This window comes from Sphingomonas palmae (assembly GCF_900109565.1).
Classification (GTDB): Bacteria; Pseudomonadota; Alphaproteobacteria; order Sphingomonadales; family Sphingomonadaceae; genus Sphingomonas; species Sphingomonas palmae.
Genome location: NZ_FNZZ01000009.1, coordinates 1 through 12306 on the forward strand (window position 1 = coordinate 1; position 12306 = coordinate 12306).

Annotated in this window: 16 protein-coding genes; 5 read left to right on the plus strand and 11 right to left on the minus strand. The window is 58.8% G+C overall.

Annotated elements, in window-relative coordinates; translation table 11 throughout:
* Positions 1-1016: type IV secretory system conjugative DNA transfer family protein (locus tag BMW51_RS15400; RefSeq protein WP_143051910.1), on the plus strand; the 1016-nt coding region annotated here is incomplete at its 5' end.
* A 520-nt stretch (positions 1017-1536) separates the two neighbouring features.
* Here the strand turns inward: BMW51_RS15400 and BMW51_RS15405 are convergent.
* The 11 genes from BMW51_RS15405 to BMW51_RS15450 all read right to left on the minus strand — a co-directional run bounded on the left by BMW51_RS15405 (position 1537) and on the right by BMW51_RS15450 (position 9406).
* A complete protein-coding gene (locus BMW51_RS15405; RefSeq protein ID WP_093008062.1) occupies positions 1537-2490 on the minus strand; it encodes a replication initiator protein A in 954 nt (317 codons plus the stop codon).
* Between the two features lie 46 nt (positions 2491-2536).
* Positions 2537-2833 carry a ribbon-helix-helix domain-containing protein gene (locus BMW51_RS15970; RefSeq protein ID WP_143051911.1) on the minus strand — a complete coding sequence of 99 codons (297 nt, stop codon included), beginning with the start codon at positions 2831-2833 and terminating at the stop codon, positions 2537-2539.
* Positions 2834-2835: 2 nt separating this feature from the next.
* Entirely contained in the window at positions 2836-3483 is a 648-nt protein-coding gene (locus BMW51_RS15410; protein WP_093008064.1) for a ParA family protein, read from the minus strand.
* A 64-nt stretch (positions 3484-3547) separates the two neighbouring features.
* Positions 3548-4036, minus strand: a complete 489-nt coding sequence (locus BMW51_RS15415; RefSeq protein WP_143051912.1) for a hypothetical protein — start codon at positions 4034-4036, stop codon at positions 3548-3550.
* A gap of 3 nt (positions 4037-4039) precedes the next feature.
* On the minus strand, positions 4040-4960 hold the full coding sequence (locus BMW51_RS15420) for a hypothetical protein (protein ID WP_093008068.1): 921 nt from the start codon (positions 4958-4960) through the stop codon (positions 4040-4042).
* Positions 4950-6413, minus strand: coding sequence for an N-6 DNA methylase (locus BMW51_RS15425; RefSeq protein WP_093008070.1), 1464 nt, complete (start codon positions 6411-6413; stop codon positions 4950-4952). Before BMW51_RS15425 ends, BMW51_RS15420 begins: the two co-directional genes overlap by 11 nt.
* Positions 6410-6985, minus strand: a complete 576-nt coding sequence (locus BMW51_RS15430; protein WP_093008072.1) for a recombinase family protein — start codon at positions 6983-6985, stop codon at positions 6410-6412. Before BMW51_RS15430 ends, BMW51_RS15425 begins: the two co-directional genes overlap by 4 nt.
* A 168-nt stretch (positions 6986-7153) precedes the next feature.
* Positions 7154-8083: an ImmA/IrrE family metallo-endopeptidase gene (locus BMW51_RS15435; protein ID WP_093008074.1), complete on the minus strand. Its 930-nt coding sequence runs from the start codon at positions 8081-8083 to the stop codon at positions 7154-7156.
* 17 nt (positions 8084-8100) lie between these two features.
* Complete coding sequence (locus BMW51_RS15440; protein ID WP_093008076.1) at positions 8101-8583, minus strand: helix-turn-helix domain-containing protein; 483 nt, start codon at positions 8581-8583, stop codon at positions 8101-8103.
* Positions 8580-9215, minus strand: a complete 636-nt coding sequence (locus BMW51_RS15445) for a GNAT family N-acetyltransferase (protein ID WP_093008078.1) — start codon at positions 9213-9215, stop codon at positions 8580-8582. Before BMW51_RS15445 ends, BMW51_RS15440 begins: the two co-directional genes overlap by 4 nt.
* Entirely contained in the window at positions 9212-9406 is a 195-nt protein-coding gene (locus tag BMW51_RS15450; RefSeq protein WP_245708590.1) for a ribbon-helix-helix protein, CopG family, read from the minus strand. Before BMW51_RS15450 ends, BMW51_RS15445 begins: the two co-directional genes overlap by 4 nt.
* A 173-nt stretch (positions 9407-9579) precedes the next feature.
* Here BMW51_RS15450 and BMW51_RS15455 point away from each other — a divergent pair, with 173 nt between their 5' ends.
* From BMW51_RS15455 to BMW51_RS16460, 4 genes are read left to right on the plus strand one after another with little or no spacing between them, the layout of a single operon-like run.
* Positions 9580-10110, plus strand: coding sequence for a multiubiquitin domain-containing protein (locus BMW51_RS15455; protein ID WP_218139405.1), 531 nt, complete (start codon positions 9580-9582; stop codon positions 10108-10110).
* A 4-nt stretch (positions 10111-10114) separates the two neighbouring features.
* On the plus strand, positions 10115-10495 hold the full coding sequence (locus BMW51_RS15460) for an E2/UBC family protein (protein ID WP_093008082.1): 381 nt from the start codon (positions 10115-10117) through the stop codon (positions 10493-10495).
* On the plus strand, positions 10492-11853 hold the full coding sequence (locus tag BMW51_RS15465; protein WP_093008084.1) for a HesA/MoeB/ThiF family protein: 1362 nt from the start codon (positions 10492-10494) through the stop codon (positions 11851-11853). The genes BMW51_RS15460 and BMW51_RS15465 overlap by 4 nt, the downstream gene beginning before the upstream one ends.
* Complete coding sequence (locus BMW51_RS16460) at positions 11850-12224, plus strand: ubiquitination-like system serine protease family protein (RefSeq protein ID WP_093008086.1); 375 nt, start codon at positions 11850-11852, stop codon at positions 12222-12224. The genes BMW51_RS15465 and BMW51_RS16460 overlap by 4 nt, the downstream gene beginning before the upstream one ends.
* Positions 12225-12306: the final 82 nt, after the last annotated feature.

Below are 12306 nucleotides of genomic sequence, written 5' to 3' on the forward strand. Positions count from 1 at the left end.
ACGCCACCAGCCCGGACCTCGCGGAAGACGCGCAGACGATCGCCGACGCGTTAGTCCACGACGCACCGGGTCAGGGCGGCGAGGCGCACTGGAACGAGGAAGCAAAGGCGCTGGTCGCGGGGATCATTCTGCACACCATCATCCATGAGCCCCCTGCCCTCGCCACGCTGGCCACCGTGCGCGACAAGCTCACCCGCGATCCCGCCGGCTTTGCGGCGCTGCTCGCCGACATGCAGGCTAGCACCGGCGCCCACGGACTGATCGCGCGCGCCGCTAACCGCCACCTCGGCAAGTCGGATCGCGAAGCCGGTGGCGTGCTGTCGTCCGCCCAGCGCCACACCCATTTCCTCGACAGCCCGCGCATCGTGGACAGCACATCGGCGTCCGACTTCCGGTTCGCGGACCTCAAGGAACGACCCAGCACCGTGTTCCTGTGCCTGCCGCCCGATCGGCTTGATACCTATGCTCGCTGGCTGCGGCTGCTGGTGAGCCAGGCGGTCACCGACATGGCGCGCTCCTCTGCCCGACCGGAACGCCCGGTCCTGTTCCTGCTCGACGAGTTCGCCGCGCTCGGTCGGCTTGATCCGGTAGAACGCGCGATGGGTCTGATGGCCGGTTATGGGATGCAGCTCTGGCCGATCCTCCAAGACATGCACCAGCTCAAGGCGACCTATGGGGAGCGCGCCGGGACGTTCATGTCCAATGCCGGCGTGATCCAGACGTTCGGGGTCAACGATTTTGCTACCGCCGACATGCTGTCGCGCACGATCGGTGATACGACCATCGAGTATCAGACCTTCGGCGCGTCCGGGCCGGCGAGCATCTTCGGTGATGGCGCACGCTCTGAAAGCGTCAGCGGCCATGTTGCGGCTCGTCGACTGGCGACGCCGGACGAAATCATGCGGATGAACCCGGATGATCTCCTGCTGCTGCGGCAAGGACAGCACCCACTCGTCGTCGGCAAAATCCGCTATTACGCGGAGCGCGATTTTGCCGGGCTCTATGATCCGGCTTGATCGCACACACTGGTCAAACTGGAGACAGGCGTTGGGATAGCGCCCTTTCCTGCCTATCAACCTGCGCGACGCTGACAGTTACACACCACCGGATCGGCCTGGCTTCTCTCGGAAGCCTGCGGCCGATAGGCCGCTCTTGTGACGGCGTTAGCCGGCACGCAGCAAAGGTGCATTGGCCTTTGGGCCAATTCCGCATGCTCTTTTCTGCGCGTTGAAGTCGGCGCTGAGGTTAAATGATTCTGTTAAATAGGAATCGTTAAGAAGGTTAAGGCTCGAAAACGGACTGAAAAAGTGAGTATTTCTGCGGCTTTCCAGATTTGCTCGGTGTGTGATCCCACGTGATTCGGTGTGCGATCCCACGATAGCGGGGTGTGTGATCCCACGACGCTCGGGTGTGCGATCCCACGATGATCAACTGGCTGTTGGCGCCGCGATTACTGTCGGTTCAGCACTCTCGCCGTTCCCCTTCGAGCCGGTTCGGATCGCACCCTGCTCACGACGGTGTGTGAAACCACGATAGTCAGCGCCCGCCGGCGAGCCTATCCATGAGGTCGTCCACCTCAGTCGCGCGGCGGCGATCGGCGTCGAAGCGATGCCGTCGTTCCTGTTCGGCTTCCAACCTAGCTGTCAGCGCTAACGCCTCTGCTTCCCCCCGAAGGCGGAACAGCACAGCCGCGCTACCGTCTGCCGTCGCCGTCAGCTTCATCGCATAATCGGGAAGTTGGTCGGCCTCCACCACCTTGCGGAGCATTCGGTTGAACTCCTTAGGCTTGCTGTCGCTGCCGGTCTTGTCGCGCAGTACCTCCACCCGGCACGTCCACCCGCCCTTTTGGTTGCCGGCGTGTTTGCGCGCGATCCGGTACAGGGCACGTTCCAATCCGCCGGTGAGCAGAAAATAATCCTGGTGCATGGTGAGAAGCGATCGCTCTCCCATAATGCCCTCATAGACCCAATCGGACAGGGTAATGGTCATGCCCCGGGGCTGGTCTGTCTCCGGGTCCACCTCCAGCGTCCATTTGTCGAGCCAGTTGAAGCCAGCCTTAGTGCGCCGCTTCGGAGCGCGGATCGAAGTGGATATTGAAGTTGTCTGAAGCCGTTGAAGCGCCGCTTGCAACTCCTGGTAGGCTCGGCCGCTGGTATCGCGCTTGATCGCTCGAAGCAGGTCGTAGGATGTGGTTCTGAGCGTCCGAGGAAGGTCGTTCACCCCCTGCTCACGCATCCGATTGAGCGTAGAGGCTGCCCATATGAGGATGTCGGCATCCCAGATGGTCGCCATGCCGTAGGCTGGGATCGCCTCGATTTTCACCCACGTCTCGCCGTCCGGGCTGCTGTACTCGATCGGCTTCACTCGCTTACGTTTCTGGAGCGAGAAGAACGGCCGTTCCATAGTCTCTCGCTGATCCTTGAGCGGAAGGTCGCCCATCAGCGGGATGAAAAGGTCGAACTCTGGGTTGGGGTTCTGACGTTTGGTCACGCAGCATCAATCCTGCCGTTCTGCATTTGTGCAGGTGTGCACATTATCAAGATTTGCCAAATTGCTTGTCAGCCTCGTATTTGGCGACCAGCTCGCCAATCGCCTCGGCAAGAAGGTCCTGATGGCTCCGCCTGGTTCTAGCCGCCAGCACCCGGAAGGCTTCTGCCGTGGGATCGGCCGGATCAAAGTAGGCGCCCAGGTGGTACTTGCCCGGACGTTTGCCGCCCGATCGAACGGGGGTGGCTGGCGGTACCGCCGGCGCGGGTGCTGGCGCATTATCCTGCTCAGATTCGGAACGCGATTGGGGCATGGCCGGAGCCAGCAAGGAAGTACGCTTTGCCATTATCAAGCCTTCACATTTGCAGGTGTGCAGGGCATCAGATCATCAAATATGTGTTTCTGCAAGGCTGCAACCTCTTGGGCTGCTTTTCCCGTCGGTTCGTGCTCGATAACACCTAGGCCATAAGGCCATGCGGCTCGATAGGCGCTCCGCTCGCGCAACACGGCACGCGCCACCCGCAGCCCGGTCGCCTCCGCAAGGGTTCGCGCATCGTCCAAGAGCGTCGTGGCAGTCGGGGGGGCCGCATTTAATACAACGACGCCTGTCCGGCCGGTGCTCGTGATGAGCTGCGCCGTGCGCTTAATCGCGTCCAAGTCGATTAGCGAGGGGCGACAGGGAATGACGACGAGGTCTGCCCGCTGCGCTGCTGCCGCGGCTTCTGCACCTGCGGCCGGCGGAGTGTCTATGATAGTAAGCGCGAAACCGTTGACCTCTGCGGCATCAATTGCCTGATCAAGTCTTCGCGCACTGATTGGCTCTACATGAGGCAGCTCGGCTACCCGTCGTTCGCTCCATGCCGTCGCGCTCTCCTGCGGATCAAGGTCGAACAATGCGGTTTTGATCCCCGCCACCTGGGCGGCGATCGCTAGGTTAACCGCGAGAGTCGTCTTACCAACCCCTCCTTTTTGCGCTGCAAGCGTGATAATCTGCAAGTGTGCACACCTTCAGTTTTGTGTTTCTGACCGGATGCAGAATAGCAGGATCGCACACCGTCAGCTATAGCTGTACAGATAGCTGCCAGTTAAATGACCTGGATCGAGCTAGGATCTCTGGGACTGATGTGAGCAGCATCTCCCCAGTCAGCTTGTTGAACAAGGCCACACGATGCCGATGGCCGAGCTGGTCGGCCGCGGCGATCTCACTCTCAGTAAGCGCAAAAAAGAAACCGCTGAAGCCAGGCTGGACTCGCGGCTGATTAGCAGTTTTTATTTCGACAAATGTGATCGCCGATAGTGCGGTTCGAACCTGTGCCGGATTGGTGAGATCAATGGGGCAGGGGAGGGCAAGAGCGTCAAAGCTGGACGCCTTGATGATGATCCCGGTTTTGGCCAACTCGTCAAGCAAGACCCGTAAGCTTGCGCCTTTCGGGCGAGGAACCCACTCCTCCATGGATAAGATTGCTTGCTGCTCACCCGCAGCACCTCCCTCATTGGCAAGCCGCGCCAGATGGGCCCGCTTCGCGGCAATCACCTCCAACGGAGACAAGGGTCAGCTCTCTGCTTCCTGAGCTGGCGCAACCGGCACCGATCGGCCTTCATAATCGAGACCAGCGATGTTGAGGGCAGGGGAGTCCGCAGCCCATTCAAGGCGACGCGTTTTGCTGGCGAGGTCAGGCGCACTGGTTACGAAGCGCTCGTCGTAGCGAAGGTAGAGCGTATCGAAGAACCGCTCGATGCGGAGCACGCTGTCGTCCTCCGGATAATGATCAAGCAAGCTGCCTCGAGCGCCGGGCTTCATCTCAACCATGCCAAAGCCGATCGCCTCGTATCGGCTCACGTCATTGCGGATGCCCCGGCGCCCAACCAGTTCGCGGAGGGCATTGTGAAAACGCATGATGCCGGCGACCGGATCACCACCGGCGGTCAGCGCTAGATCGTTTGCGGCCAGAACCTTCTCAGGTTCAGTGCCTGCGGCCTCCCCCACTTCCTCCAGTAACTCCTCTGCCTGCCGATTTGCGCGCAGGAGAACGAGGTATCCCAGAACAAGAGCCGGGTAGGTGATATGCAGATTAGTGCATTCCCCAATCGTCTCTTCCATGCGGTTGGTGAGGTTGCGAAAAGCACCGGTCACCCCCTTACAGGAAACAGCCAACACAGGCCCGATCCCGTCACGTGTGACTACCACGTCGACGTTCTTGGTTTTAAGACCCCCAAGGATAGTTCGCTCGCCCCCGCCAGCGCGATCCTCATCATAATGCAAGACTGGAGGTCGACCGGAGCGCCGCTCGACCCTGAACGGGGGTCGCGGCGTAATGTCGTCGGGATCGAACCCTCCCTCGAGCACCAGCCGGCAGGCAACGTACCAGTGTAGGGGCTTGATGTGGCTGGCGCTCTGCGTCTTGCCGGTAAAGTCCGCGAAAGCGGAAAGAGCCTGAGCTTGGGTCGTCCAACGGCAAACCTCACCCGCCATAATGGCGCCAGCGCTGCATGATCGAAATCCCCTCTTCCAGCGCCGATGCGCTCGCCAGCGTGATTGCGCCTGATGGCGCGAACAGCAAGCGGCCCGCCTCCCGCGGCTCCAGTTTCAGCATGCCACCACCCAACGGATGACCCTCGAGCTCGCAACTGAGTTGGGAGAGGGGGGTGCCCCAGCCTGGCAATAGCTTGGTCGCCAGCGCCCGATCGCGCACGCGGACGCCATGCACCGTGTTAGTGCAGGTCACACCTGCCGAGTTTTGCACGAGGTTGGCGCTACGACCGGCCATGTAGCTCATGATAAAATCAGGCACTTGGACATCGGGGACCGCGTACCAGGGTTCACGGTTGCGGCATTTATAGCCCTGCCGTGCTTCCTGGCCCGCACTGCTGTCGAGATAGCGGCGCACCGATGCCGAGATCTCCTGCCCACGCTGCAGCCGGAGTAACATGACCGGCTCATCCGCCTTCTGCCATGCTGCAACCGTAGTGGGTGTGATTGACCGCTGAGCGAGCATGCGCCCCGTTCGCACGGTTGGATGGAGATAGGCGGCTGGAATCCTCCAACGCTTTGCCTCTGATGGTCGAAGATGGAAGAAGCCGTTGTCGCCACTGACATACCCGATCCCGACGCTAGCGAAGCTGCTCAGCCGATGGCTGCCAGGATCGCAGGCTATGGTGCGGTATGCGTCCCGGATCGAAGCGGGCAGCAGGTAAGGCCGCAACCGCCGGTTCCAACTCTCGCGCCACTCGTTGAGCGGTATCTTTTCCGCCTGCTTAGGCGGCCGGGCAGACCACGCGAAACGGTCGAGAACGGTAAACGCGATGTGGTCCGTCGTGCCACTAAAGCCTTCAGTATATAGAAGCCAACAGTCCTCAGACAGGTCTGGGAACAGCTTTTCACGGACGGCGACGAGCTGCACGCGCTTGAAGTGGGCTACGAGGTACTCGAGCAGCGGTGCGGCGTAAGGGGCATGCCCAATCTCAGCCGGCACGACAAACGCCATGCGGCCTCCCGGCTTCAACAATCCCGCTGTGGCGACCAGAAACGGTGCCCACGAGGAGGCCAGCCCGCTGAAGGTGGCTCCCTGCGCTGCACACAGAGCTAGCGCTCGAGCGCGGACTGCGCCTTTGAAGGTTTGATAGCGGATGAAGGGCGGATTGCCGGCTGTGCACTCAAAGCGTTCAGCGGTGGCCTCGGCCCATTGGAAGAAGTCGCCCTCGTGCACGAGCGCTGCTGGCGCCCGGGCGATCGCGACGTGAGCTGAGACAGGATCCTGCTCGATACCAACACTGTTCGAATGCTCGACTAGAAAGCGGCCATCGCCGCAGCTTGGATCAAGCATACGATCCCCATCTCGCCGCACTGCCCAGCTGACGAGGGCAGAGACAACGGAATTGGGAGTGTAATAGGCGCCTGCCTCTTTTTGCGAGAGACGCACAGTCATGCTGCCTGACCAAGCGAGCTACGACCACCCGGTATGTGCCGATATAGCGTCGAGGGCTGAACGCCCATCTGCCTCGCTACTTCCTCAACCGTGATGGACGGATCAGACAGCATCGCCTTGGCACGACGGATCTCAGCTTCACCCATAGAGGGTTTGCGGCCACCTCGTCGACCCAGCGCCCGTGCGTGAGCCAAACCAGCCTGGGTGCGCTCGAGAGTAAGCTCACGCTCGAACTCAGCGATGGCAGCCAGAAGGTGGAAGGTCAGTCGCCCACCTGGGCTAGTCGTATCGATGGCTTGGGTAAGAACCTTCAGCCCGATCTCGCGCCCCTGCAGCAGCTCCGCTGTCTCGACCAGCTGACGAACGGACCGAGCAAGGCGATCAAGTTTCCACACCACCAGCACGTCACCGGCCCGCAGGTACTCCAGCGCTGCTTGTAACTCAGGCCGGTCGCGCTGCGCGCCCGACGCCTTCTCCATGAACACCTTCTCGCAGCCGGCACCACGAAGGGCCTCGAGCTGTAAGGCTGGGTTCTGATCGCGGGTCGAAACACGTGCATAGCCGACGAACAAGGCTCAATCTCCGAAAACTCATGCCGGCGCGCCCGGATTTCGGAGAAGCGTACAAGAGAGCGTTTTCGGAGACAATAGGAAAGAACAGACGGGGTACGCTGCCCAGAGGCGGCAGCTCTCCGTTAAACCGCCGTTTGCTGGAGGTTCGTCGGATGCGCCACGGCACGCCTAGGCAGCGATAATGCGAAGTTCTGGCCCGCGGTACACTCCGAGGGTTAGCGCGTCGTGCGTATTATAGAAGGTCTCGAAGTGGAAGCGATGATCGTCACCGTTGTCGTCGGTGAGTATCAGGTCGCTCTCCCCCAGTATCCCTCCGCGTTGCGCACCACAGTAGCCAGCCACGGCGTTGAAGACCTCTCTTTCAGACATCTTACTAAACCTCTCAGCAAACATTGGAGACTGGATAAAGTATTTCGCCGGGTTCAGAGCATCAAAGTCGGCTTTCCTCTTAGACTTATGCGGGTGGCCAGTGATCATCCCCACAAGCGGTCGGTCTGTTCCGGCCACCTCGACAAACCGGTACAGGGTCGTCGACAGCGTGTTACCGAATTTCCCGTGCAACTCTTTGATGATTGAAATTGTCGCAGATGACGACAGCGCCTCTTCTGTGAACCGATCTTGGAGGAAGAGGAGGCGTCCACCCGCAAAGTTTGCCTCCGCTTCGACCTCCTCATGACAGTGGGGAAGCAATGTATGATTGTTGTCCCCATGCATGACGTCTTCATGCCAGGGGATCAGGCTATGACCGATCTCGTGAGCCTCATTCCAGCGATGCTTCTTTTCCGGCAGATCACCATCTAAAAGGATCCTGCGCCGATCTGGTAGGTAGAGCGCCTTCAATGACAGCTTTTTGATGGCATCCCATAGCAAAGCTGGTCTCTCATAGACCTGGATTGTAGCCACTCGAATACGGCTGATTTTCTCTTGCACCGCACTGGGGTTGCTGGCGGTGTAGAACGCCTTATCCAGCTTGAGTAGATGCCTGACATCCTCGAGCCGCAGAGGCGGCTCCGGATTGCCCAAACCCTTGAGAACACGCTCTACCCGCCGATCAATATCATGAGCGGTCTTTTCTGAAAGGATTCTGTTCTTACTCATATTGACCGCCCTTTCTCTTAGTCTTCTTTGCTTAGAACACTAATAAATTCCTCTAATGCGATACGTTCTTGCTGTGTCAAAGCGGTCACAGCCTCTGATCTGGCTGCGAACCGGACCGCCTCACTGGCTATATTATCATTCTTTGCGGTCACAAGTCCTGCCACCTGAAGCAGATTGTTTCTAGGAATATCAAAGAAGTTAGCCAGCTGATAAACGGTTCTTAGTTCTGGCTTATGATGTGAGTCGTCTTCTATCTCTATAAGCTCGGAGATTTCTAAATCTGCGTCTTCGGCAAGCTTTTCTAAGGTCAGTCCTTTGTTGCGGCGCATAAGCCGCACAAACCGACCAAATGCGATGCCTGTGTCCTGATTGGACTTGTCATCGGACATCGCTTCACCGTCGAAGATCGGATCAATAGAATGTAGGCCGGCTCCAATCTCGGCATTACCCTCAATTTGAGACATTCTAAGGCACCACTCTTTCGTGATCTCAACCTTCATGGCTGGGTTCCTTTCGCGATGAAGGCCTCCGCTTGCTCAGGTGTCATCTCGAAATAACGCAAGTTCTGATAATTCGCATCCATTCCAAGATCGGACATTCCGCAGGTGTTAGCATAGAAGCTATTTGCCTGCGGTAGAGAGTGAAGGCCAATGCGCCCTTTAAATTCTAACTCCTTACTTTGCGCAATAGCCGCGTTGATCATGACACTTCCTACGCCCCTATACAAAGCGGGGTCGTGAAGGTCCGGGCGGTTCCATGGCGCATTCTCGACAAAGTCTACATATACAAGTTCTTTGCCCTTCTGCTGCTCTATTCGACATCGCTTCATTACGGTGTCGAGGATCATCATTCCTTGTGTCATGCCGTTACAGACAATGCTAAACCCCGGCTGGGCAAGCATCCCCTGAAGAGCTTCGGTCTTCTTCCGCCAATTCCAATGGCGGCTTTGCGGCCAATGACGTCTTTCAATGCCCGCACGATGCAGCTTCTGAACGGATTTAAATAGCTCTGGGAGCCACTCGCCCTCCCAGTCACCTAGTTGCTTCTCTGTGATGCCGTCCCAAAGCTCCGCTGACTCAGCTTCGTTGGTCACAGCATTGAACAAGTAAACTGGGCTTACGGTGATCGTCATAGCATCATCACCTCTGCCTTTTCCTTGGTAGCCTCGTCTTCGAAGAAGAGCTTATCGCCCTTCTCAACCCGATTCTCGATGAGCTGGTACAGTCGGAGTGCCTGTCTCATGACCGCGGTTTTGCTGAGATCCTTTTTCTCGCACAGCTCATCCAATGCGCGCATCTCGGCATCGGTGAGATTGAGCGTCATCGTCTTTTTCGCGACCATACTACCTCCAGCTGCGGGCACGCATATAGAGTGCTGTAGCCAATATGTCAATCATAATAAGCCATCTTCTGGCTATTGAATAGCTACTTTCTAGCCATTATATGAGTGTCAGGCGGGGCAGTGGGCTTCCGCGTGATCCATAGAAAGGTATGCCGATGGCGACTCTCCAAAATGAAATCGAGGATATCTGCTCCTGCATCCAGGAAGGGCGCCGCCCCCGCCCGGGCATGAGCTACCGCGTCGAACTCGGTGACGAACGTTTGAGTTATCGTTCAGCGGTGACGACTGACCCTCAACCGACAGCTCGGCAGCTTATTGAGTTGGCTGGTCTCCGGCCGATCGAGGAGCATCTAGTTATCTCGGTGGCGCCGAATGGCCGCCTGAACGCCCTCAATCTCGACGAAACGGCGGATTTGCTCGCAAACGAGGTCGAGCGTTTTCTGATTTTCCGGTCCGACGCTCTCTATCGATTCACCCTCGACGGCGACGAGTTCATCTGGGGAAGCCCGGAAATTCGTGGCGATGTGCTGAAGAAGCTCGCGAAGGTCGATGCCGCAATCTACGGCGTTTGGCTCGAGGTCCATGGCGGCGAAGATCGGCCAATCGCAGATGGTGCCACGGCGCCGTTGAGCCCGAAGGGGCTGGAGCGCTTCTTCACTGGTACCAACCAAACGACGGAGGGCTAAGCAAATGGCCGCTCTCCCGATGAGGTGCCGCAAGTATCTCGCTGAGCGAGGGCTCAGCTATGATGAAGTCGAGGAGGGCGGCCAACGCGGTATCGTGCTGCGCGCCATGCCGCTACCGCCTGGTCGCTTCGATGCCACTGTAGCGGATATCCTGATCATGCTACCGCCCGGCTACCCCGACGTCGCGCCCGATATGTTTTACGCCATGCCTTGGCTTCGGCTCGTCGCGACTTCAGCCTATGCGCGATGCGCTGATGTTCCCTTCACCTTCGGTAGTCAGACTTGGCAGCGATGGTCGCGCCATAGCAGTGATTGGCGCCCGGGCCGTGACGGCATATGGACCATGATTAAGCGGGTGGAAGCTGCCCTGGAACTCGCGGCATGACCGGTTTTTCCCTTGTTCTGCAGCAGCGCCATACGTCTGCTCTTCACCAAACGCTCCTGTCTGAATCAACAAACGGCGCCCCCTGCCTAGTCCTATTCGGCACCAATGACATCGCAAGCGACCCTTGGGATCGGCAGCGCCGGCTGCGTTTGCTGTCGTACGAACTGGTAGGAGACCAGACGAGTGCCGCCAGCATCACGGAGGCGATCGCGAGGTGCAAAGCTGAGAACTTGACCCTCGGCGTGGCACGTTCGCAGCTGACGGATAGCCCTGCAGGAACAGCGGAAATTGACGAGGATGATCGCGGTTTGCTCAAACATCTCCGCCAGGAGCTTGGCGCCTCTGTGCAGCTCGTCAGCCTACGCATCGATGCAGATGGCTGGAGCGCCCGCCTGTGGCCGGACACTCGGTCCGCTATTGCAGCGGATTACATCACCGTCCTGGGGGATGGTTTAACGCTCTATGGCGCGCACAAACGGGAGTCGGCTGACTTTCTCGCACGCCAAGATTTAGCCTTCGGCCCGAAGCTTGGCCGTTATCTTCGCGGCCTGCGGGTGGGTGTTGTCGGCTGCGGGGCGACCGGAAGCGCAACTGCGATGCTGCTCGCACGGCTAGGAGTAGGACAGCTAGCGCTCTTCGACGACGACATCGTAGACGTCACCAACCTAAACCGATTGCATGGCGCTCGCCGGGCCGATGCCGACGCGATGCGTTCAAAGGTCGACGTGCTAACGAGGGAGATCACCGAGCTGGGCCTCGGAGTGCGCACGGTGCCGTTCCGTGGCTGGATCGGCGACCCGGCTGCGCGCGACGCCCTAAAGGCATGCGATGTCGTGTTTGGCTGCACTGACGACCATGACGGTCGTTTGCTTCTCAACCGTTTTGCCTATTTCTATCTCGTTCCGGTCATTGATATGGGCTTAGCGATCCGCCCTGCAGAGCACGGCCGTATCGCCGAACTCGGCGGGCGAGTGACGGTACTGGCGCCAACAGGACAATGCTTGATTTGCCGAAGAGTGGTCGACGCAGAGATCGCACGCGACGAAGCCCTAAAAAGAGTCAGTCCTGAGGAGTTTGAACGCCGCAAGCGTGAGGCCTATGTGCGAGGTGGAGGTGAGCCAGCCCCAGCGGTGGTGACATTTACAACTGCAACCGCGTGCATGGCGGTTGACGAGCTTATTCAAGGTTTGACCGACTTTAGAGGCTCAGGCTGGCGCTGGCATGGCGTTCGGCGGTTCGATCTACTGGCTGATCGACGACCTGGGGCTGAACAAGACGAACATTGCCCCGTCTGTAGTAATGCAGATTATTGGGGTCGGGGCGATATGCAGCCTTTTCTAGATCGGACAGGCCAATGAAGGCTTTACGCAAGTACATTGCCTGGTTTGTACGCGAGGCAAGATCGATTGTACGCCCGGACCTTGTACTCCGCTCGACGGAGAGACAACCGGCACCTCAAGATTTGAAGTCAGGCGTGGTCTATATGGTGCAAGGCGGCGGCATCCCAAAATGGGCTATAATGCGCTGCCCATGCGGATGCGGCGAGAAACTTCAACTATCTCTCAATCCGTCGCGTCGCCCCCGTTGGACGGTCCATCGGGATCGTCTCAGGCGGGTATCGTTGCAACCGTCAGTTCGGCAGACTGCCGGATGTTTCGCCCACTTCTGGGTTAGGCGTGGTACTATCGAATGGTGCGGCGACAGTGGCTCGTCGTCGGTAGAAAGGTAGACCTTTTTACCTCGAGCTGTCGCAAGCCGATATTCCAGCACGCGGTTCTGACACCTGCAAACCAAGCAAATACGAGGTCGCG

What these genes read in the sequence shown, in the direction of transcription:
- BMW51_RS15435 (WP_093008074.1), bottom strand. Translation starts at nt 8,083, where the DNA reads ATGAGTAAGAACAGAATCCTTTCAGAAAAGACCGCTCATGATATTGAT.
- BMW51_RS15455 (WP_218139405.1), top strand. Translation starts at nt 9,580, where the DNA reads ATGGCGACTCTCCAAAATGAAATCGAGGATATCTGCTCCTGCATCCAG.
- BMW51_RS15440 (WP_093008076.1), bottom strand. Translation starts at nt 8,583, where the DNA reads ATGAAGGTTGAGATCACGAAAGAGTGGTGCCTTAGAATGTCTCAAATT.
- BMW51_RS15445 (WP_093008078.1), bottom strand. Translation starts at nt 9,215, where the DNA reads ATGACGATCACCGTAAGCCCAGTTTACTTGTTCAATGCTGTGACCAAC.
- BMW51_RS15450 (WP_245708590.1), bottom strand. Translation starts at nt 9,406, where the DNA reads ATGACGCTCAATCTCACCGATGCCGAGATGCGCGCATTGGATGAGCTG.
- BMW51_RS15425 (WP_093008070.1), bottom strand. Translation starts at nt 6,413, where the DNA reads ATGACTGTGCGTCTCTCGCAAAAAGAGGCAGGCGCCTATTACACTCCC.
- BMW51_RS15970 (WP_143051911.1), bottom strand. Translation starts at nt 2,833, where the DNA reads ATGGCAAAGCGTACTTCCTTGCTGGCTCCGGCCATGCCCCAATCGCGT.
- BMW51_RS15465 (WP_093008084.1), top strand. Translation starts at nt 10,492, where the DNA reads ATGACCGGTTTTTCCCTTGTTCTGCAGCAGCGCCATACGTCTGCTCTT.
- BMW51_RS15420 (WP_093008068.1), bottom strand. Translation starts at nt 4,960, where the DNA reads ATGGCGGGTGAGGTTTGCCGTTGGACGACCCAAGCTCAGGCTCTTTCC.
- BMW51_RS15460 (WP_093008082.1), top strand. Translation starts at nt 10,115, where the DNA reads ATGGCCGCTCTCCCGATGAGGTGCCGCAAGTATCTCGCTGAGCGAGGG.
- BMW51_RS16460 (WP_093008086.1), top strand. Translation starts at nt 11,850, where the DNA reads ATGAAGGCTTTACGCAAGTACATTGCCTGGTTTGTACGCGAGGCAAGA.